A 21049-nucleotide genomic window follows, 5' to 3' on the forward strand; every position below is an offset into this window, starting at 1 on the left:
ATTTGACGCGCTTTATTCAACTTTTCAAGAGGTTACTTTCCGAATCCATGTTGAAGTAAGCTTCGCCGGCGGTAGGCTCATACAGGCGGAGCAGGGTGCGGCCCACGGTCGATTTGCCGCAGCCGGATTCGCCCACCACGCCGAGTGTCTCGCCCTGGCGGATCGAGAAGCTGACGTCGCTGACGGCCTTCAACGTACGGCCCTTGCCCAAATGAAACTCCTTGCGGAGATTTTTGACCTCTAACAGCGGAACGCCCGTGCCCGAGCTCGTACTTCTGACGGAGCCGTTCGTTCAAAGACATGACGATTTTCGAGAAAAACCGCACGATATTTCATCGATTTTCTTCCGAATCCTGCTATACTTTCTTGTACAACTGCATGTTTGGGGAAAGGAATAGGGCGTGTGGGACACAAGGCAGGGGGTACCGGCAAGTTATCGGTTCGTTTCTCGCTCGGCCGGAAGCTGACGGCGGCTTTTTTGGCGGTGTCGCTGCTGGTCGGCGCGACGGGCGGGATCGCTTATTCTTTTCTCGAGCGGATGGACCGCAATTATTCGTCCTTGTTGAACAGGCAAACCGAAACGATCGAACGGGTGTCCGCCATTGCGACGGATACGCAGCTTCAAAGCAGCCTGCTGTTCGGTTACCTCGTAGAGCCGTCGGCCGATAAAGAGCAGCGGCTCGCGGAGGTTAACGGTCAGCTTGGCGCGCGGATCGGGGCGATGGCAAGCGCCGGCATGGGCGACGAGAAAGAAAAGGCGGTTCGCTCGCTTGCGGATTCCAACGAAACGTTCAAGCGGCTGCTTGCCAAGGTGACGGATTATGTGAACCAGAAGCGGCCGGACCTGGCCAAGACGGAAGCGCTCATGTGGTCCGTACCGTTGACCGACACGATGAACCAGGCGGCGCGGCAGCTGCTTGAGACGGAGAAAGCGGCGCTCGACCTGGAACTGACGCGGCACCGGAAGGAAGCGGCGGCTACCGTCAATATCCTGATTTTGACCAGCGGCGCCGTCTTGGTCATCGCGCTTTTGATCGGTTTCCTCCTGTCCAGGCTTATCGTCAAACCGATGAGGACGATGGTGCGGGCCGTGGGCGAAATGGCCGCGGGCGACTTGACCGTGGCTTCCGTCGAGGTGCGCAACCGGGATGAGATTCGCGAATTGGCTTCCGCCTTCAACGGTATGAAAACCAACTGGCACCGTATGATCGGCGATCTGGGCATGCATGCCGGAAGGGTCTCTTCTTCGGCGGAGAAGCTGCGCCGCCATTCGGGACATTTCATGCAATCCTCCGAGCAGATTTCCGCCATTATGGGAGAGATATCCGTCGGTACGGAGGAGCAGGTCCGAAGCGTAGAGCTGGGGGTTTCGACCGTCGAACAGATGACGTTCGGCGTGGGCGAGATCGCCGGGCTGGCGGATACGGCGGACCGCCGGTCGTCGCATGCGCTGCAGGAAACGGTTGCCGGCGAGCGGACCGTGGCGTCGACCGTTGCGCAGATGAACGCCATACAGCGGCAAATGAACGATCTGGGCGAATTCATACACCGGCTCGGCGCCCGTTCCGGGCAGATCGTCGAGACTGCCGCCTTGATCGGCAATATTTCGCGGCAAACGCAGATGCTGGCGCTTAACGCATCGATTGAGGCTTCGAGAGCCGGGGAGGCGGGCAGAGGGTTCGCGGTGGTGGCCGAGGAGGTGCGCAAGCTGTCGTTCCAGACGGGCCGGGCGGCGGAGGAAGTGTCGCAGCTGGTCGAGAGCGTCCGCGCCGAAACGGACCTGGTCGTGGAGGCGGCGCGGGCCGGTTCGAACGAAGTGGCCGACGGCCTGTTGAAGGTCAACCAGGCGGGCGAGGCGTTCTCCCGCATTCGGAAAGCGGTTGTGGAAGTTGCGGAGCAGATCGGACGGGTGTCCGAGCAAGCCGGCCGGCTGGCGGAGCAATCGGACTCCGCCGTGAATGCGATCCGCTCCATCGACCGGGTCGCGCAGCAGACGGCGGCCGGCTCGCGCAACGTGTACGCGCATACCGAGGAGCAGCATGCCGGCGTTCAGGAGATGATGGCCGGCATGGACGCGTTGAACGTCCTCTCGGAGGAGCTGCAGACGATGATCGGGAAGTTCAAGGTTTGAGCGAAATGGCCGCACCGCCCGGCAGGTCCGATGACCCAGGGCGGTCTTTTCCCGAAAGCCGGCGGGCGGGGAGTGCAGCCGGTTTTTTGCGGTTAAAGAACATATAGGCTTGCGATGGGGGTAGTCGGGTCCGCCGACAGTCGGCGCGGAAGTTTATCGCTAGCATGCGACAGTGGGGAGGAAATGATTTGGAAATGTTCGAAGCATCCTGCGTCATTGACGCAAAAGCCGAATTGGCGGAAGGGCCGGTATGGGATGAACGGCTCGGCGAGCTGATTTGGATCGATATCGAGGGCTGTCATCTTCACCGTTACCGGCCGTCGGACGGAGGCCGGCGGCTCTATGAGCTGCCGCTGAAAGCGGGAGCGGCCGTTCCGGCCGAGGACGGCTCGTGGATTCTGGCATTGGAAGACGGTTTCTACCGGTTTGATTGGGAAGCGTCGATCAACCCGGCGCTTATCGCGCGCAAGTCGATCAACCCGGCGCTTATCGCGCGCAAGTGGGACGATTCGGACCGTCCGATGCGCATGAACGACGGCAAATGCGACCCGCAAGGCAGATTCTGGGCCGGCTCGATCAACGTCGGCAACGAGCAGCTCGCCGCCTTGTTCACGCTTGATCCGGAAGGCCTTGTCACGAAGCGGTTGTCGGGCGTTGTCTGCTCGAACGGGCTGGCCTGGAATGCGGACGGCAACACTCTGTATTATATCGACACGCCGACCCGGGTCGTCAGCGCGTTCGACTACAACGGCCTGACGGGTGAAATCTCGAACCGGCGGACGGTCGTCTCTATCCCGGAAGGAGAGGGCGGTCCGGACGGCATGACGATCGACAGGGAAGGCATGCTGTGGGTGGCCCACTGGGGAGGCTGGCAGGTGTCCCGTTGGAATCCGTCTACCGGAGAGAAGTTGGCTATCGTCCGTTTGCCGGTTGCGAACGTCACCTCCTGTACGTTCGGCGGCGAGGAGCTGGACGAGCTTTACATTACGACGGCGCGGGCGGGCCTCACCGAAGAGGAGGCGGACAAGCAGCCGCTGGCGGGCGGGATTTTCGCGGTGAAGCCCGGGATCCGCGGTTGGCCGGTCATGCGGTACAAGGGATAGCGGGTCGTTATAGCCGCGCCGTGGCGGGGTAAGTACAAGTATGGCCGCGACGAAGGAGGCGATCACCATGGCGAATCTCGACGGCAAGGATGTGCGCAAGCAGGACCGGGAGAACAACTCGGAAGAGCAGGAGCGCAAGATCAGGAAAGGCCAGGACATCGAGCCGCAAGCGGAGAACTGGGAGGACAAACGCGGTTCCAATGCCGACAGCCCGAACATTTCACGATAAGAAACGAACAAAGAAACAACCGTCCGCGGCTTTGCGGGCGGTTCTTTCGTTGTCAACGGCAAGAGCGGTGGGAGAGCTTCTATCGAAGTCGTTCGGGATGAGCGAAAAGGCACACACCTTTCCGCGATGGCGATTTATAATAGAGAGAGAACGATAATGGGGGGATTGTCATGCTTTTTCGGCATATCCTGGTCGCGTACGACGGGTCGAAGCAGGCAGTGAAAGCGCTCGAGAAAGCCGTCGGGCTGGTGGAGGCTTGCGGCGGGGGAACGAAGCTGACGGTGGTTCATATTCTGAATCTGGCGCCTGTCATGACGGGTGACATGCTGTTCGCGCCGACGGCGGCGATGGAGACGCTGGCGGTTGAGAGAGCCGAGGCGATTGTGGCGGATGCGGAGCGGAAGACGTCGGCGGTCGTGCGGGCCGCGGCCGAGATGCACATCGGAACGCCGGCGAAAATGGTGCTTGAGCTGGCCGAGGAGCGAGGCTGCGATCTGATCGTGCTCGGCAGCAGAGGGCTCGGCAAGCTGCGGGAGTTCGTTCTGGGCAGCGTGAGCCAGCATGTCGTGCAGCATGCGAAAATACCGGTGCTGGTTGTGAAGTAACGGAGTTTGGAAGACGGTCGCGGAGAAGGCTGTATTTTTTTATGATTTCTTTATGGAATTTAACAGCCGCTTCGCGGATAATTAGATGAGGGTTCCGAGACGGCATGATTGAACCCAAATCGGACGCCTGTCGTCCAATGAATTAGAGGTGGCCATCTTGCACTCCGAATCCCGGTTCGAGTATTTGAAATATATGAGCGACGATACGGACCGCAGAGCGGTTTGGAACGATTTGATGTCAACCTACGGGAAGGACGTGTGGAATTTCGCCTTCAGCATGACGCGCAAGTGGGACCAGGCCGACGATATCACGCAAGAGGTTTTCATCAAAGCTTACCGTAATCTTCATACGTTTCGCTGCGAATCTTCCATCAAGACATGGCTGCTCGCCATTACCCGCAATATGGTGCTCGATTACCGCAAGTCGGCCTTTCTGCGCAAGGTGACGCTGGTCGACGTTTTCAAGGAGCAGGCGACGGGCCGTTCCGCGGAGGGCGAGGTCATTGAGACGATGGCGGTGAACGACATGTGGAAGCAAGTTTTGAAGCTGCCTCATAAATACAGGGAAGCGGTCATCCTGTTCGCCCACCATCAGTTGTCCATGAAAGAGATGGCCGAACTGCTGGGCGTCAGCGAAGGCACCGTTAAATCGAGACTTTTCCACGCACGGAAGAAACTGGCGGAGATAAGGGGGGATGACGGCGATGGACTCGAGGGATAAAAAGCTGAAGCGCGATCTGTCGGGCGATCCGCTTATCCGCAGCGGCTTCAACGAGCGGCTCCGAAGACGCATAGAAGAACGGCTGGACGAGAAACCGGCCGGCCGCGGCGGGCGGATGTTCCGGCTGGGCGGTGCGGGAGCGGGCATGCTTGTGCTGACGGCGATTCTGGTCATGCTTGTGCAGCTGCAGACCGGGCAGCGCGCGGTTAATGAGCGTCCGGAAGCGGCTGACGGCAATGCGGCCGAATTCGAGGTTCGCATCGCCTCGCCCGGGGAGGGCGCTGCGGGCAACCGGTCTGCGCTGCTGATCGCCCTGCGAACCGACGACGACGGCGGCGATCCGTACGAGAGCATGTACCGGACGGTGCTCGTGACGACCGAAGGCGGTGAACCGGTTGTTCGGGCCGAGGGCGCAGGCATCCTGATGCCTTACAAGACCGATTTCTGGAGGATTGTCACGGCGGCGTCCGACGACAGCGGCGGTTCTTATCGCACGATAACGGCTTATAATACATCGCTCGCCGACAGGCAGGCAGCCCCGCTGCTCAAGAATGATCGGGATACGACCCGATATGATGACGTGAAAGAGAAAGTCGTGTTCGCGGGGAACCGGTATGTGGCGATTGCGCGGCAATCGGCCGGGAAGGAATCGATGTGGGTGATGGACATCCTCCAGCTCGGTGAGCCGCGTGCATTGTCCTTGCTCGCCGGCAACGCGGAGCCTCACGCCGCCGCCGTCGTGACGGAGGAGGGTCGGCTTGGAGCGGTGTCGTCGGAAGAGACGCCGCGGGAGGGCAAGAGCAAGGGCTTGATCCACAATTGGACGATCGCCCGCAGCCCGGGAGAATGGGTGGCTTACCGCGCATCCGGCGACGGGCCGGTCAAGCTGGCGGAGCTGCCGTACAAGCTGAATCGGGACGTCTACGGGTCGCAGGCGCAGGACGCGCTGACGATCGGTTGGGATGAAATCCGCAGTGTGGAGCCCGCCGCAAGGGATGCGTTTACATCGCCGAACGGGAATCTGGCCGCCATCGTAACCGACCGCAGCCTTATGCTGCAGGGGGCGGACAACGGCGAGTTCAACGGGCATGTGGCGGAGGTTCCGCTGAAAGCCGGCGAACAGGTTGTTATGGCCCAATGGGCGACCGGCTCTGGCTATGTCGAGAGGTGGAAAGAGAAGGCCGCCGGGCTGTTGAAGGACGGCAGGGATTGACCCGAAGGGAAGGAACTGAATGTTAGCGGCAAAAGGCCGCAGAGTCGTCAGCGATCATGGGTCCCGACGAACTCTGCGGCTTTGAACGTCAAACGGCAAGCATCCACTCGCGCAGCGCGCCCGCATGCATAGGCTTGCCGTAGAAGTAGCCTTGCATGACGCGGCAACCGCGCGACTGCAGAAACCGGATTTGCTCTTCCGTCTCGACCCCTTCGGCCACGACGTCAAGCTGGAGATGGCGGGCCATCGCGATGATCGTACTGATAATCGCCTGCTTCGACGGCACCTCGCTCTGCTGGATGAACAGCTGGTCGATTTTCAGCGTGTCGATCGGAATCCGGTCGAGATTGCCGAGCGAGGAATAGCCGGTGCCGAAGTCATCCATTGAGACGCGAACCCCGAGCGCTTTCACTTCCTCAAGCTGGCGGATCGTTCCCTCGATATCGCGCATGGCGATCGATTCGGTGATCTCAAGCTCGAGATCGGACGGGTCCATGCCCGATTCTGCAAGCGCCTCGCGCACCATCGTGCCGAGCATCCCGCTTTCAAACACACGGATCGACATGTTGACCGAAACGCTGACCTTGGGCAAGCCTTCGGCCTGCCAGGCCCGATTCTGCAAGCAAACCTCGTTCATCATCCAGCGTGTAATGGCCACGATCATGCCGTTCTCTTCCGAAATCGGAATGAATTCCGTAGGAGAAACCGGACCGAGCTTGCCGTGGTTCCAGCGGAGCAGCGCTTCAAGGCCTGTCAAGCGGCCCGCCGCGGCGTCCCATTTGGGCTGGTAATGAATCGAGAGCTCGTTCAGCTGCATCGCCTTGCGAAGCCCGCCCTCCAGCTCGTGCCGGCGGTTAATGGCGAGCCTTGTTTCCTCGTCGTAGACGGTGTAGCGGTTCCGACCGGCGGACTTCGAAGCGTACATGGCGATATCGGCCGCTTTGAGCAGCGAGATCCGGTCGGTGCCGTGCTGGGGCAGCAGGCTGATGCCGATGCTGGCGGTCATAATGAATTCCGAATCCAACAGTTGAAAAGGCCGCTTTAACGAGCTGAGCAGCGCCGCCGCCAATGCTTCCGCATCGGCGCGTCCGCCCTCCGCCACGATCAAAAATTCGTCTCCCCCGAACCGGAACACTTCCTGCCCGGCCCCGGTCGTCTCGGTCAGCCGGCGGGCTGCCTGCCGGATAAACAAGTCCCCTATATCGTGTCCGAGCGTGTCGTTGATCGCCTTGAACCGGTCAAAGTCGATGATCATCAAATAGCCTTCCTTGTAACCGGCGAACGTTTCCTCGAAATGCTTGCCCAGCCGGTGACGGTTCGGCAGTCCGGTGAGCGCGTCGCTGGACGACATTTTCTCCTTGGCGTTGACGAGAAAAGCCGCATAGAAGGCGATGACCGCAACGACTGAGGCCAGAAGGGAAAGAATGACCGTCAGGATACCGTACTGTCCGTAAATGAGCTCCATATGTTTACCTACCCTGCCACAATGTCATAACGGTCTGGTCTGTTCCGCCGATCTTACGCGATTCGGCCTTCTTGTCTGTACTTCTCGACCGAAGCGGCCGTCAAAGCCTCGAGCTCCGAGAAAAGCGCGGCGTCCGGCTTTTTGAAGTTGAAGCAGGACTTGCCCTGCATCCGTTTCTTCAGCTCCGGCGATATGCCGTCCAGCAGCTCCGGATAAATATATACGGGCATCAGGTAGAAGCTGACGTATTGCTTGCGGATGACGGCCGACGCGAAAAAATGCTCCGGCAGCGTTTTGCCGTCATGCGGCACCACGAGCGCATACTCCTGGCCGGAATCGACGGAGTTGATAAATGTCCGGTCGTGCGCTTGCAGCACATGGCGAAGCTTCTCGTAAATTTGCGGAAAGATGTCGGACATACAAGCCTCCGTCGGTTGCGGAATCTGGAATTGTTAATGGCTTCTATATTTCAGATTATAACGGATGGCGGGGATTCGATAAATAGCATTGAAAAAAGTAAAGCATCTTTCAATAATATTCGCCATTATTCTACAATTTTTCTGGCTCTATCCGGTTCGGATATGATAAAATTTTGGTAGAACATGGGCAGGGGTGAGCGTCGAGGTGAGTAAATTTATCAAATCGCTGCTGGTTTTACTGGTCGCGTTGATCGCGGTTCCGGCAAACGCAGTCCAAGCTTTGGCGGCGGATGTCCCGGCGGGTCTCCGTCTAATCGGCGCAAGCAGCTGGGGCGGTAAAGCAGTCAGCCTGGAATTTAATATTCCGCTGACCGACGCCGAGGGGGAAACGGCGGTTGTGCCGCTGGATGCGTCCGATTTTTCCGTCCGCGGTGCCGAGGGAATTTCAATCGAACGGGCGGAAGCAATCGGTTATTATGTTAACTTGTTTCTGAACAAGGCTCCCGCCGGTACGTCTTCCATTACGGTCGATATCGCAGCGGGAGCCGTCACCGCGGCGGCCGGAGGTGCGAACGCCGCCGTTGAGGGCTACAAAGTCCAGACGATTGAAGGCATGATCGGCATCCTGGAAGCCATGAATGCCACAAGCACGAATCCGACCGTAAGCCACGTCGTAAAATATCTCAAAAACCCAGGCGCAGCCGATGTTGCCGGGGGGGCGGGCCTGAATCGGGAAGATGCAAGGTTCCTGCTGTCCTTTATAGGAGCCGAAGAATCCCTGTACGAAATGTTGTCCGATGTTGCCGGATACGCACGGGACCTTATGCTTCGGGAAGGGTATGGGAGGGTACCGGAGACGGATCGGTTGAACCTGCTCGGAGCGGTTGAGGCAGCCGAGGGGGCCCTCAGCGGAACCGACAAGATTCTGTACAAGATCGGCGCGGCATGGCTGGACTTATCGAATGCCTACTACAGCGTTCTTTCTCTCTTGGAACAGCCTCCCGCAGGCCTGACTGCGGCAATCGGCGGTTTCGGTTATGACGGCTATTTGTACTCGTTTGATGTCATGTTCAGCGGGGACGTATCCGAAGCGACCCGGGCGCTGACTGCGGCTGAACTGCTGCAGGGCGTCACCTTCCAAGGGGAAAGCGACTTTACCTGGCAGCTGGATCGATTAGAGATTTACTGGACCGATGCGCAAACGCTTAATATTAACTTCAACGGCGGCGTTTCCGACATGTGGGACGGCATTATCGTCGACTTCCTTGACGGAAAGGTGGCGGGAGCGAACAACGAGCCGCTGCTGATCGACCCCGTGCAGTACCGGAAGCCGGCGCCGCTGTCGGCCTTTATCGAAAATACGGTATATGACGGCGATTCCTTGACGGCCTTCGATATTCGCTTCAGCGCAGAACTGTCGGAGGAAACGCTTGGCCTTGCGGCGGCAGGGGATATTTTCTGGGACATTGAGCTTAATTCCGGGGAAGCTTCGGACTACGCCGATCTGTCGGCGGTAAATGTGCAATGGGTCGGCAGCAATATTCTGCGCGTATCGGTTCCGGCGGGATTGGGTTCTTCGTGGAACGTCCTTATCGTTCGCTTCATGGAAGACTCGATAATCGGGGCGGACGGAGAGATGATGGATTATCCGATGGTTCCTTATTTCGAACTGCCGTACGCCGGCGCGCTCGAGGTGTCCGATGCGTATCAAGAGGTGTATGCGCCTTATGGGATGACCGTTGCAAAGTTGCTCGAGGGATTGAATTCCGAATATCCGAATGCCGAATTGATCGGTGGGAATGAATCCATTCCGGATGAATATGAAGAGGTTCGAGGCGGGATGGCGGTCAATCTGGACGGTGCGGCAGCCGTTTATTCGATATTGACTTCAGGTGTCGCTTCTTCGGCGGCGGATATTCAGGACTGGCTCGACCAAACCGATGTATCGGTCATTAAGGTGGACCCGGGCTTCAGCGAATCGATCGATACGTTGTATCTCAGCCGGCCGATCAGGCTTCGCGCGGATGCGCCTGTTGAGATTTCGATCGACGGGCTTGCATACGGATACGAAGTCGGGCCGAACGATCTGATGCCGGACGAAGAGGTGTCCTTGACCGTGGGCGTTGACAATGATTTTGAGATTATCAGCCTGGCCGACAGCTACAATATTACGAGGTTGGAGCTGAAAAGCGGGTTCGGTGGCTATGCGGGCGTATATACGCGCAACACCGCAATGGAGCAGTATCACTATGCAAACGGGTCGGGCGCGGCTGTCGTTTTCAACGCCGACTCGCTGCTGGATGCGTTCGAAGACTCGTCGATCACAAGAATCTATCTGGCGAATAATATCGACATGCCGTCCGGCTATGCGCTCGAAATCCCTTCATGGGTAACGGAAATAAGCGGCTCTGCCGCACGAACGCTGTCGGCCAGCTCGATTGTGCTGCCTGAAGGACTTACATTGAACCAGGTTGAATGGATTGAAACTTTCGAGGGAGTGCCTCTGTCGGTGAAAATCCGGCCTCCGTTTGATGTAATGTCCGTCGATTTCATCGATCTGGAGTTTAACCAGCCGGTTGCGCCAGAGGTGATCGGAACGGATGTCGTGAGCTCGGTTGTCCTGACGTATGCGAGCGGGAGCGGGACGATTGTCGATCCGATCGATATTCCCTTATCCGCCCACTGGTGGAACGCCACCGGAGACGTCCTGCAATTGGATTGGCCGGACTACTACCCGATGGATGGCCTGGAATACATTACGGTTAACTTTGTTCCAGGTACGGTGAAGGGCATCGGCGGCGATCCCCTGACTCAAGATTCCGTCACTTTGAACCTGATACCGATTGAAGCATCCATCGGCAATGTGGCTGCTGAAGCCGGCCTGATGACCGGTTTTGACGTTACCTTCACGGCAGCGGTCGGCGAGGGGACGGTGGATGCCGGGCAAGCAGCCGTCACGAGCGTTTTTGCGGATTATGGCGGCAGCTATCAGATTCTGAATTCGGGCAATTATTCGGTCAGTTGGAGCGCTGACCGGAGGGTCATGACCGTCGCGATCCCCGGGGGTGTGCTGTTAACGGGATTAGGCTTCTTCGAGGTTAGTCTAGATCGAAACGTCATTCAGTCGGCGGACGGGCGCTACATTGGGGATTACTCGCCGGACTATGCCTTCGTGTCTTAGGGGTGTTTGGGCGAGAGGCCAAGCTGTCGGCGAATTGGCGCGTTCGGCAGGTGTGGCGGGATTGCATGAATTAACCGGTGGTGATGTCGGTTTGCTCGGCACCGGTGCGTGGAGAGAAGGTTGCTTGGTGTGTGGAGTACATGCCGCCCGTAGCTGACAAAGGTGATCCATACGATGCCGTTCGGCAACGCGCAAAGTAATAAGATGCATTTTCTGCACCTGGTTTCGTGCGAACTGCGGTGATCAGTCATCAAGGTGCAAAAAGTACACCTGAATTCGAGGTTTTCGGATAAAATCCGGATTTACGGCTCAACAAAGTGCAGGTTTTGCACTTTGCTGGGCCAAAACGGGAGAAACGGCGAAAACAAGGTGCAGGTTTTGCACCTTGCGCCGCGCGCCGATGCGCGATGTGCCTGCGCCGATGCGCGATGTGCCTGCGCCGATGCGCGGTGCGCCTGCGCCGATGCGCGATGTGCCTGCGCCGATGCGCGATGCGCCTGCGCCGATGCGCGGTGCGCCTGCGCCGATGCGCGATGCGCCTGCGCCGATGCGCGGTGCGCGTCATACGCGCTTGGCCGATGTGTCCGCGTAAATGCGCCCCGCGCCTCGCATTTTGCCTCGCCCGGCTGCACCTCACGCCATCGCACCTCACGCCATCGCACCTCACGCCATCGCACCTCACGCTGCAGCGTCTCGCGCATGGCCGATCTGCATGCGTTTGAGCTGATTGAACGGTGGCGAACCATTCTGGCCCGGCCTTGATCGTAGTTTAAAAGGATAAGAAACTTGAAAACAGCAGGCTCCGGAATGCCGGACACCTGCTGTTTTTTCGTTGTTACAGCGAGCTTACCCACAACACCAACGCATTCCGGTCGCGTTCCGCGCCGAGTGAGCGAAGCAGCGGGGCGCCTTCCGGCGATTCCGCCGCCGCTTCGCCGTTCCAAAGCTCAATCTTGATTTTGCTTGCACCGTTCTGCCGCATAATCGTCCGGAAGACCTCTCGCAGCAGCTTCGGCAGATCGGGCTCCTGCGTCCGTTCCGCTTGCGGGTCCATCAAATGGATTCGCTTGCCGCCGCCCTCGAGCCAGAGCAGCCAGCGGCCGCGGTGCAGGACCAGGTAATTGACCGGCTTGCGCGCGAAGGACACGCCGCCTCCTTTGGCTTCCGGCCATGGGGCGACCAGCCCGAACGGATTGGCCGGATCGACCGCGGACAGGACGGTAACCGCGGCCGCATCCCCGCCCGGCCGCAACGGCTGCCGAACGCCGTCAACGAGATCGCGCGACACGAATTGCATCGTGTGCACGCCGCGGATGAACAGGCCGCGGGTGACGACGCCCCACTGCTCCAGCTTTCGCACGACCGGCAGCAGGCTGTCCCAGTTGTACGGCGAGACGGCGTCAACCAGATCCTTCGTCAGGATGCCGCAGCTGCCGAGCAGATGGCGGGTCCATTCCATGGCCGATTGTTCGGCGGCGCCGGCCGTTTCCGCAGCGGTGTCGGAAGGAGGCGTTTCCTCCAGACTCCCGATCCAATACCAGCGGCCTTGTCCGGAGCCCGTCCTGGCAAGCTGCCTGCCTTTCGTCTGCGCCTGAATGCGAAGCGGGGCATACTGGTCGTTGGAAACGAGGCCCTCCCATGCCAAGTCCAGCAAGTCTGACAGCAGTTCGGACGGGCGCCGTCCGCTTTCTCCGGCCAGCTTCGTCAGGAAGCTGGCGCCGCCGCGCTTCAGCCGCTCCAGCAGCTCGGGATGCTTGCCCGCCGTTCGTCCGGCCTCCCGCAAGAACGGCGCGTACAGCGGCTTGGATTCGGACAGGAAGAAAGCGATCTTCCCTTCCTTCTCGCCTTCTTCCTTGCGTCCGATCCAGATCACCTCGCCGGACGCGCACAGCAGGTCAAGCTCCTCCTTGCGGTAATCGGCCACTCGGGCCGGGAACACGACCGATTCCCACAACGACAACGGCAGGAAAAAGCCCTGCAGCTTGCCGATCGCAGCCCGCAGCCCGCCGCTTCCGGCAAGCTGGGCGCCCTTGAGCGCGTGCTGCATGGAAGCCATTTGACCGAGCCAGCGTGACGGCTCGACAGGTTCGGCGCGGCTGCGCGCTTGCTGCACGGACAACCGGATGATGCGGGACGCCACCTTGCGGCTCGTCCATATCCGCTCCTCCGCGGAAGCGGCGAACGGCGCCTGCTCGATCCGTTCACGGCGCAGCAGTTCCTCCGTTACCCGGCGCGCCTCCCGTTCCGACAATACCGGGTAGCGTAGGCGCAGCTCCTCTTCCGTGAAGGACAGCACATGCTCCGCATACCGGCCGGCCACGAACGCCACGGACGCCTCCGTCGCGGGAAAACGCTCATACAGATCAAGCTCATCCCGGCAAATCCAGCGCCGCTCATCCCCGAACCGAACCGCCCTCACTCGGCCGCCGCGCTCGAGCTCATCCAGCCAGACCGGGACCCTGTCTTCCCCGGCCAGCCTCGAAAGCTCCTCTGTCGTGGAGTCGCCGCGCTTTTTCAACAGCAGGTAGAGCTCGGACGCATCCCGCGGGCGGCGTTCGCCTTGCATCAGCCGCAGCCGTTCCTCCTCCACGACGCCCGGATCGATCGCCCGCCGCACCGTCTCCTCGCCGAACAGCTCGCCGGTCAGCTCTTTGCTGACATGCAGCAATTGCAGCTGAACGGCATCATCCAACCCGTCCCCTTCATACAGCTGCATATTGGCGTAGTCGGCGATATATTGCGAGGCAAGGGGAGAGGGCCGATCCGTTTCGCGAACGACAAGCTGCGTCTCGCCGCTCGCGATCGTTTGCAGCGCATCCTTCAGCCGGTCGACATCCAAATAATCGTACAGGCATTCCTTCACAGCTTCCTGCAAATACGGAAAATGTTCCGAATGCGGCAGCGAAGCGCGAAGCAGTTCTTCGCTGCGGATTCTTTTCTGCCACATCGGCGTCCGGGTGAAGCTGCGGGAGAGCAGGAGCGACGTCTCGGCGATCCGGCGAAAAGCGACGGCCAGCAGCGGCGAGCCCGGAACGGCCTCGGCCAGCAGCCGGTCGACATTGGCGGGCGTGACGCGCCACACCGCTTGCAGCCAGGAGGGATCCCACTCCGGAAGCACGAACTCGATGCCGTAATCCTTCGCATTGCCGTAAATCCGGTAGGGAAGAATGTCCTTCCACTGCTTCTCGATTGCGATCAGCCAGGTCCGGTTGACGCGCTTGCCCCAGTAATTGTGCAGAATGACATGCACCCGGTTCGTCACATCGCGGTAATGCTCGACGACGAGCCGGTTCGCGGTCGGCACGTCGCTGACCGCCATCTGGGAACGGACGTAGTCGATGAGCGTTTGGCCGGCCAGGGCGTCGAGCTTGAATTCGTGCGCGAGCCATTCCGACGCCGTTCTATCCGCGGCGGTTCGCGCGCCTTCGTCGTCCGCCGTCCCAAGCCGCCGCTGCAGCTCGTCCCAGAACAGGCCGACTTGCCGACCGAGCTCATAGGAACGGCCGCCGGATTCGTTGCGCCAGAACGGAATTTCACTGTAACGGTTGCCCGCTTCGGTCACATATACCCGGTCTTTCTGTATATGCTGAATCATCCATGAGCTCGTTCCAAGCTGAAAAACGTCTCCGACGCGGCTCTCCTGGATGAACTCCTCGTCGAGCTCCCCGAGATGGACGCGGCTGTCGGCGTGATGGACCTGATAGTCGGAGCTTTGCGGAATCGTGCCGGCGCCGGTGACGGCGGCCATGGACGAGTTGGACCGTTTGCCGATGCTGCCCGTCTCGCCGTCATAGTTCAGCAGCGGTCTCGCGAACGGATAATAACCGCCGAGCACGCGCAGCGTTGCGAGCAACCGGTCGTAGGAGAAGGTGCGGAAGCTGTCGCTCCGGCAGGCGAGCTTGTGCAGCTCGCGCGCGTCCCAGTCGCCGGTCGCCGCCATGGCGACCATATGCTGGGACAGCACGTCCAGCGGGTTGCGCGGCAAACGGATCTCCTCGATTTCACGGGCGGAGATGAGCTTGCTCAATACGGCGATCTCGGGCAGCGCTCCGCGGGCGCGGGCGAGAATGGCGCCGCGGCTCACATCGCCGACCGCATGGCCGGCTCGGCCGATCCGCTGGATGCCCGCGGCGGCCTCGATCGGCGAATCCAGCTGCAGGACCAGATCGACGTGGCCCACGTCGATGCCGAGCTCGAGCGAGGAGGTGGCCACGATCGCCCGCAGGCCGCCCTCCTTCAGTTCGCGTTCGACCTCGAGCCGTCGCTGCCGCGCTACGCTGCCGTGATGGGACTTCGCCATCTCATAGCCGACATAATCGTTCAATCTTAATGTCAACCGCTCGCAAAGCCTTCTGCTGTTGACGAAGATCAGCACGGAGCGGCAGCCTTCCATCAGCTGCAGGATGCGGTCCATGACCGGAAACCAGACCGAGTCGCGGGTTTGCACCGGCTTGCCGCGGTCCGGCATCGTCACGGTCAGCTCGATCCGTTTCGTCATGGCGCTTTCCACGATCGCGACCGGGCGCGGGCGGAAGCCGAGCGGATGGGAGGCGATGTCCTGCGGCGGAACCGCGTCGGGCGGCGGCATGAGCGGTAGAGCGGGAATCGCCTGCGTCTCGGATGATTGGCTGGCATCGACTGAATCGGATGAATCGGGTGAAGCCGGTGAAGCCGGCGAAGCGGGGGAGGTTGCGCCGATCCCGTCCGATTTCGGCACAGCCGGCATGACAGGCGCGACGCCTCCCGCAGCGGTGAACGGGGGCAGGGCAGGGGAAGCGGCGTGCCGATCGCTCACGGTCGCGTTTTCGTTATCCGCCGGGTCCTCCTCCCAGCCCGCGAGGTAACGCGCCACTCGCTCCAGCGGCTTCAGGGTGGCCGATACGCCGATGCGCTGAACATGTCCCGCGCAAAGCGCGGTCAGCCGCTCGAGGGACAGCGATAAATGCGCGCCGCGCTTGTCGGCAGCCAGCTCATGGATTTCGTCGACGATCACTTTCCGGACCGTTTGCAGCATGCGGCGTCCCTTGTCCGACGTGAGCAATATATACAGCGATTCCGGCGTTGTAATAAGCATATCCGGCGGACGCTTCAGCATCGAAGCCCGCTGCGAGGGCGTCGTGTCGCCGGTGCGGACCGCCGCGCGAAGGCCGGGCCAGTCGGCGCCGCTCTCCGAGGCGATCCGTTCGATTGCTTCGGCGAAGCCGAGCACATGGTGATGGATGTCGTTGTTGAGCGCCTTGAGAGGGGTGACGTACAGCACGCGAACGCCCCCGCTCCCGGACGATGCGCCGGATTGCTTGAGCCGAACGGCATAATCGATGCAGGGAAGCAAGGCCGCCAGTGTCTTGCCGGACCCGGTGGGCGCGGCGATCAGCGTGTGGCGGCCGGAACGGATCGCCTCCCATGATCGGTGCTGAACGTCCGTCGGATCGCCGAAAGCTTCCGTGAACCATTGCGCAAGGATGGGATGAAAAGCGGAAAGAGCGTTTGCCATCTGGGATCAGCTCCTAGCGTGAGAACGTGAGGATCGTTACGGTCATTATATCAAAACGCGGGCCGAAAGACGGTGCGGGGGGCGATTGTCTCGAACAAGTAAAAAAGCGCGGCAAAAAAGGCTGCATCGGCAGCCCTTCAAATAACGCAATGCGATTTCATTTAAACACATACCAAATATCCGGCGGCTCTTGCCCGATCGACCAGGCGGAAACGCCGGCGAGGGAATATTTTTTGACCAGCTGCCAGCGTGCGGCCATTGAGGCCCAATCCTCCACCCACAACCGGTGGCGGCCGGCGGCATCCGTGAATTCGGCATAATTCTGTTTGGCCGCGGCGTCCCATTTCTTGGTCAGCCCGCGCGAGGAAAGCCAGCCGTCAATCTGTTTCATCGGCACATTCTTCGCCGTCGCTTTTCCGCCGGAAGCGGGAACCGTCCATTCTCTTGTATAAAACGGGACGCCCAGGATGACCTTATGGGCAGGAACATCGCGAAGCAGCAGACGCAGCCCTTCCTCGGCCCATGGCAGGGAGGAGACGGAACCGGCTTCGCCGCGTCCTTCATAATATTCGTCGTACCCCATCATCATGACATAATCGGCCGCTTTTCCCAGACCCGCGCGGTCATAGCTGCCCGACCAGTTCGGATCGGGGTTTTCGCGCGTCACGTCGACGGACACCGTTTTGCCGGTTCCGGCGAGCGATTTTTTCAAATCACGAATAAAGAGGACGAATTCGTCGCGATTGTCCATTTTCATATTTTCAAAGTCGACGTTCAGGCCGTCAATCCCGTTCGCCTTCAGAGATTCCGCCAGTTTGCGGATCACTTCCGCGCGATTGGCGGGGGAAGACAGAATCCGGTCCGTCAGCTCGATGTCGAAGCCGTTGCCGAGCATCGCCCATACCTTCTTGCCGCGGGCATGAGCCCAATCCACATAGCGTTTGTCGGGCGCCGCCGATACAAGGCTGTTCGGGTTAAGTCCGTACCAGCGGGGCATGACGACATCGAGCGCCGCCGCGCCGCTTGCCTCTATAAATTTGTCCGTTCCTCCAAGATAGTTCCAGCCGGCAACATACCTCGGGGCCTTGCGCACCGACACGCTCGATCGGTGAACCCAGCCCTTCTGGCCCGCGAGCAGCTGGATCTGGTAATAATATTTTGCCGTCGCGAGCACCGGATATTCATCTCCGCCTTTCACCGTGGCCACTTTCGCGGAACTGGAATCGGGTTTTATATGCGCGGAAGCGGATGAACCGGCAACCTTCGCCACCGTAACGTACTCGGCGGTTTGCAGCGGCTTCCCGTTAAGTGTCGAGGATCCGTCGGCGTACACCGTGTGCGCGGGAACTTGCATGGCAAAAACGACTAAAAACGCTATTGTGAATAAATACGCAGGGACTAATTTCAAGAAATCTTCCTCCTGTAAATTTCATAGAAGCACAGAAGTAGATTTTACAGAGAAACAGCCCCCTGGAATAGTCTTTTTCAATGGAAACTCGTCCAATCTCATCCTGCCGGAACACAAAAAAACCGTCAAGACCGGCCGGCAGGCACGTACTTAACGGCTTGTCGTAATCCCATGGATGATAAAATCGGCCTCACACGCGCTTGGCGCGCCAGGCTTCGAATTGAACGGCGCAGGTCCATACCTTGAACCAGGTTCGCACGAAGTAATGTCCCTGATGCAGAATGAGCGCGAACAGCCCCGCCCATAATAGCGACGCCGCCGAAGAGGCAAGTCCGACAGCCGCGGCGAGGCCCCACATAGCGGCCGTCACCCCGGCAACCGGCAGAAAACAGCGGATGGCCTCCGTCATCGAGCCGAGCGTTCCCCGGCCTGCCACGACTCCGAACTGCATGCCGAGGGACAGAATGCGCACCGCCGCGCACAACAGCAGCCAGGCGGCAAAATACGGGACGAGCGACGCGGCAACCTCCTGCCAGCTGCCGCTTGCGGCCAGCGTTCGGCGTGCCAACGGGACCAGGTAGAGCAGCGGAGCCCAAGTCAGCGCCAGCTCTATGGCGTACAGCAGCGCCACGGGACGCCAGGCGGCGCGGATGCCGGCCCAAAATGGCGTACCGCTTCCTTCGGCCGCATGCCGCAGCGAATAAAGCAATCCGGCGTTGATCAGCGGGGTGAAGGCCGTCCGCGCGGCCAGCAGTCCGGCGAGCATCCATAAATAAGGGACGATGAGATCGGTTTTGGCCAGCCGAAATTGCGCCTCCACCAGGAACAGCTGCACCGCGCCTTCGGACGACAGCGCGCCGGGGTAGCGCTTCAGGAGCGGCACCACGATCGATTCGACGGTCCGGTACAGAAAGAACCCCCACAGCAGCTGATAGAGAAACAGAATCGTGATCACCGGAAAATGTTTAGCCGTCAGCCGCCAGCCGTTCTTCATATAGGTTTTCATTACGCATTCGCCTCCTTTACCAGCCGAGCCGGCCGAGCAGCAGTTCTATCGCCTTCACGACGCCCATGCTCCAACGATTTCGTTCCGCAGGCGGCAGCTCCGCCCGCATGAAATTGTTGATCCCTTTGTTGTCGAGCACATTGGTCCGGTTCGGATCGACGACGGCCCAGACGAGCGGAGAGGTATGCGTCGTCTTGAACTGGATTTTCGTCCCTTTGCCGTCCCAAATCCGCGGCATCGTCGTGCCGTCCGCGAACTGCAGCACAACCGCCACTGAGCCAAGACTCCCGCCGTTCCGCTTGATTTCGACAACGGACTCGTACATTTGCGCGCCGTCCTTGCGAAGCGGGGTAACCCGGATCGACTCGACCGCGATATCGGACATTTCCTTGCCGTAGACGAATGCCCGGAAATAATCGTCCCAATTTTTTTGCGTCACCTGCTCGACGACTTGCTGGAAGTCGGCGGTGGAGGGGTGCTTGAATTTGTACTTCTGGAAATACGCGCGCAAAATTTTCCGCATCGTTTTCTCGCCGACCTGCCGTTCGATGCCGAGCAAGACCAGCTTGGCGCGCATGTAGACGTTCTCCGCGTATTGGTCGCTGCTTTGATAAGACCATGATTGCTGCTTCAGCGGGGCGGGATCGGTCATGTAGCTTGATTCGACCGGCAGGTTAGGTTCAAGCCCGTAAACGGTATCCATGATTTTATCCTCCGCGTACGAGGTAAACCCTTCATCCAGCCAGGCTTCCTCGAACTCATTCGAGGCGACCATGCCGTACCAATATTGGTGGCCGATCTCGTGCACGACCGTCCGTTCCAGACTGAAGCCGGGGGTGTCGTCCTCGGCCGCGAACGCGGTCACGAGCGTTGGATATTCCATGCCGCCGGCACCGTTGCCGCCCTTCGGCGGAACGACGATCGAAAGCGTGGAGTATGGGTACTCGCCGTACCATTGGGCATATTTGGCGAGCGCCGACTTCGCGGCATGCATGTATCGCTCCTTCAGCTCGGCATGAAGCGGATCGAGATACAGCTTGATGCGGACGCCCGGCACCCCGGGTGCGGAGAAAGGCTCCTCATACACCACGAAATCCGGAGAGGCGGTCCATGCGAAATCGTGCACATCATCGGCGTAGTATTGGTAGATTCTGCGGCCGTTAGCGGTGGAGGACGGTTTGGCCGGGAAACCGGTAGCCGCTACCTTGTAACTTTCGGGCACGTCGATACGCACATTGTAAATGCCGAAGTCGCTGTAAAATTCGGAGTTGCCGTGATACTGGTGGGCGTTCCAGCCCTCCGTCGTGCGCCCCCGGGTGCCGGAGGGTTCATAAACGGCGAGCTTCGGAAACCACTGCCCTGCCATGACGAAATCGCCGGCGTAGCCCATCCGCGCGAACACGGCAGGCAGCGCAACCTCGAACGTCATGCGCAGCGTGACGCTGCCGCCCGGCGGAACGGCGTCGGGGAGGCGCAGCTTCGCCAGCGTGCGGTCGTCCGAATTGCCGTCGTCAGGGCTGACATATTGAAGGCGGGGAAGAAGGCTGCCGCCTTGCTCCGTCGCGAGGGACAGAATCCGCATGGAACCGACGCTCGCCTCCGTCGCCCGATCCTCGCGAAGCTTGCCGCCCGACTCGCGCATGAAGGTGGTCTTTTTGCTCTCGAAAGCGTTCGGATAGAGGTTGAAATAAAGCTCCGAAACCGGCTGTTTGCCCGGGTTTCGCCAGGTGACGGTCTGCTCGCCGGCGAGCTTTTTCTCCTCTTCGAGCAGCCGCACCCCGATGTGGTATTCCGTCACCCGCTTGCTGAGCGCGACCGGCTGGGGCTTCTGAACCGTTTCGGTCTCTTGCTTCGGCGGCTGGGCCGGTGTCTGGGAAGGCTGGGCTCCGGGCTTCGATGGGGTGCTCGGCATGGGGGCGAATGTATACTTGGACAGCCAGGCATCGCTGCCGAACCCTTGCCGGAGCGTCGCAATAAGCAGCGCGGCGGCCGCGAGCAGCAGCGCCATGCGTAGGAAAGCGCGTGGATTCATGGACCGATTCCTCCCGTTGACAAGCTTCTAGAGCATGTATAT

General features: G+C 60.1%; 14 protein-coding genes and 1 pseudogene. 7 read left to right on the forward strand and 8 right to left on the reverse strand.

Features of this window, described 5'->3' with window-relative positions; genetic code table 11:
• Positions 1 to 28: 28 nt before the first annotated feature.
• Positions 29 to 247 (reverse strand): annotated as a pseudogene (locus tag RWM61_RS14575) (ATP-binding cassette domain-containing protein); the annotation flags it as partial.
• Between the two features lie 156 nt (positions 248 to 403).
• Here RWM61_RS14575 and RWM61_RS14580 point away from each other — a divergent pair.
• From RWM61_RS14580 to RWM61_RS14605, 6 genes are all read left to right on the forward strand, one after another.
• A complete protein-coding gene (locus RWM61_RS14580) occupies positions 404 to 2131 on the forward strand; it encodes a methyl-accepting chemotaxis protein (protein ID WP_314002049.1) in 1728 nt (575 codons plus the stop codon).
• 194 nt (positions 2132 to 2325) lie between these two features.
• The gene (locus RWM61_RS14585) at positions 2326 to 3234 is read left to right on the forward strand and encodes an SMP-30/gluconolactonase/LRE family protein (RefSeq protein WP_314002087.1); all 909 of its coding nucleotides are present in this window, start codon (positions 2326 to 2328) and stop codon (positions 3232 to 3234) included.
• A gap of 40 nt (positions 3235 to 3274) precedes the next feature.
• Positions 3275 to 3463: a hypothetical protein gene (locus RWM61_RS14590; protein WP_314002051.1), complete on the forward strand. Its 189-nt coding sequence runs from the start codon at positions 3275 to 3277 to the stop codon at positions 3461 to 3463.
• Positions 3464 to 3633: 170 nt separating this feature from the next.
• On the forward strand, positions 3634 to 4068 hold the full coding sequence (locus RWM61_RS14595; RefSeq protein WP_314002053.1) for a universal stress protein: 435 nt from the start codon (positions 3634 to 3636) through the stop codon (positions 4066 to 4068).
• 157 nt (positions 4069 to 4225) lie between these two features.
• Positions 4226 to 4789, forward strand: coding sequence for an RNA polymerase sigma factor (locus tag RWM61_RS14600; protein ID WP_399538703.1), 564 nt, complete (start codon positions 4226 to 4228; stop codon positions 4787 to 4789).
• A complete protein-coding gene (locus tag RWM61_RS14605) occupies positions 4764 to 6002 on the forward strand; it encodes a hypothetical protein (RefSeq protein WP_314002055.1) in 1239 nt (412 codons plus the stop codon). The genes RWM61_RS14600 and RWM61_RS14605 overlap by 26 nt, the downstream gene beginning before the upstream one ends.
• Positions 6003 to 6090: 88 nt before the next feature.
• Here the strand turns inward: RWM61_RS14605 and RWM61_RS14610 are convergent, their stop codons facing one another.
• Positions 6091 to 7467: an EAL domain-containing protein gene (locus tag RWM61_RS14610; protein ID WP_314002057.1), complete on the reverse strand. Its 1377-nt coding sequence runs from the start codon at positions 7465 to 7467 to the stop codon at positions 6091 to 6093.
• Between the two features lie 53 nt (positions 7468 to 7520).
• Positions 7521 to 7886 carry a hypothetical protein gene (locus tag RWM61_RS14615; RefSeq protein WP_314002059.1) on the reverse strand — a complete coding sequence of 122 codons (366 nt, stop codon included), beginning with the start codon at positions 7884 to 7886 and terminating at the stop codon, positions 7521 to 7523.
• Positions 7887 to 8091: 205 nt separating this feature from the next.
• On the opposite strand from RWM61_RS14615, the gene RWM61_RS14620 reads away from it, so the two are divergent.
• Positions 8092 to 11067, forward strand: a complete 2976-nt coding sequence (locus RWM61_RS14620) for a hypothetical protein (RefSeq protein ID WP_314002061.1) — start codon at positions 8092 to 8094, stop codon at positions 11065 to 11067.
• 302 nt (positions 11068 to 11369) lie between these two features.
• Here RWM61_RS14620 and RWM61_RS14625 read toward each other — a convergent pair whose 3' ends face one another.
• The 5 genes from RWM61_RS14625 to RWM61_RS14645 all read right to left on the reverse strand — a co-directional run bounded on the left by RWM61_RS14625 (position 11370) and on the right by RWM61_RS14645 (position 21007).
• Positions 11370 to 11768, reverse strand: a complete 399-nt coding sequence (locus tag RWM61_RS14625; RefSeq protein ID WP_314002063.1) for a hypothetical protein — start codon at positions 11766 to 11768, stop codon at positions 11370 to 11372.
• A gap of 134 nt (positions 11769 to 11902) precedes the next feature.
• Positions 11903 to 16561, reverse strand: coding sequence for a DEAD/DEAH box helicase (locus tag RWM61_RS14630; RefSeq protein ID WP_314002065.1), 4659 nt, complete (start codon positions 16559 to 16561; stop codon positions 11903 to 11905).
• A gap of 157 nt (positions 16562 to 16718) precedes the next feature.
• A complete protein-coding gene (locus tag RWM61_RS14635; protein WP_314002067.1) occupies positions 16719 to 17969 on the reverse strand; it encodes a glycosyl hydrolase family 18 protein in 1251 nt (416 codons plus the stop codon).
• A gap of 190 nt (positions 17970 to 18159) precedes the next feature.
• A complete protein-coding gene (locus tag RWM61_RS14640; protein ID WP_314002069.1) occupies positions 18160 to 18975 on the reverse strand; it encodes a hypothetical protein in 816 nt (271 codons plus the stop codon).
• Between the two features lie 16 nt (positions 18976 to 18991).
• Positions 18992 to 21007 (reverse strand): M1 family metallopeptidase, encoded by a 2016-nt coding sequence (locus RWM61_RS14645; RefSeq protein ID WP_314002071.1) that lies wholly within the window; start codon positions 21005 to 21007, stop codon positions 18992 to 18994.
• Between the last annotated feature and the right edge of the window lie 42 nt (positions 21008 to 21049).

It is taken from the genome of uncultured Paenibacillus sp. (assembly GCF_963515335.1).
In the GTDB taxonomy this organism is placed as follows: domain Bacteria; phylum Bacillota; class Bacilli; order Paenibacillales; family Paenibacillaceae; genus Paenibacillus_I.

Coding starts and splice junctions, on each gene's coding strand:
- RWM61_RS14585 (WP_314002087.1), top strand. CDS start 2,326: ATGTTCGAAGCATCCTGCGTCATTGACGCAAAAGCCGAATTGGCGGAA.
- RWM61_RS14590 (WP_314002051.1), top strand. CDS start 3,275: ATGGCCGCGACGAAGGAGGCGATCACCATGGCGAATCTCGACGGCAAG.
- RWM61_RS14595 (WP_314002053.1), top strand. CDS start 3,634: ATGCTTTTTCGGCATATCCTGGTCGCGTACGACGGGTCGAAGCAGGCA.
- RWM61_RS14605 (WP_314002055.1), top strand. CDS start 4,764: ATGACGGCGATGGACTCGAGGGATAAAAAGCTGAAGCGCGATCTGTCG.
- RWM61_RS14610 (WP_314002057.1), bottom strand. CDS start 7,467: ATGGAGCTCATTTACGGACAGTACGGTATCCTGACGGTCATTCTTTCC.
- RWM61_RS14615 (WP_314002059.1), bottom strand. CDS start 7,886: ATGTCCGACATCTTTCCGCAAATTTACGAGAAGCTTCGCCATGTGCTG.
- RWM61_RS14625 (WP_314002063.1), bottom strand. CDS start 11,768: ATGCGCGAGACGCTGCAGCGTGAGGTGCGATGGCGTGAGGTGCGATGG.
- RWM61_RS14630 (WP_314002065.1), bottom strand. CDS start 16,561: ATGGCAAACGCTCTTTCCGCTTTTCATCCCATCCTTGCGCAATGGTTC.
- RWM61_RS14640 (WP_314002069.1), bottom strand. CDS start 18,975: ATGAAAACCTATATGAAGAACGGCTGGCGGCTGACGGCTAAACATTTT.
- RWM61_RS14645 (WP_314002071.1), bottom strand. CDS start 21,007: ATGAATCCACGCGCTTTCCTACGCATGGCGCTGCTGCTCGCGGCCGCC.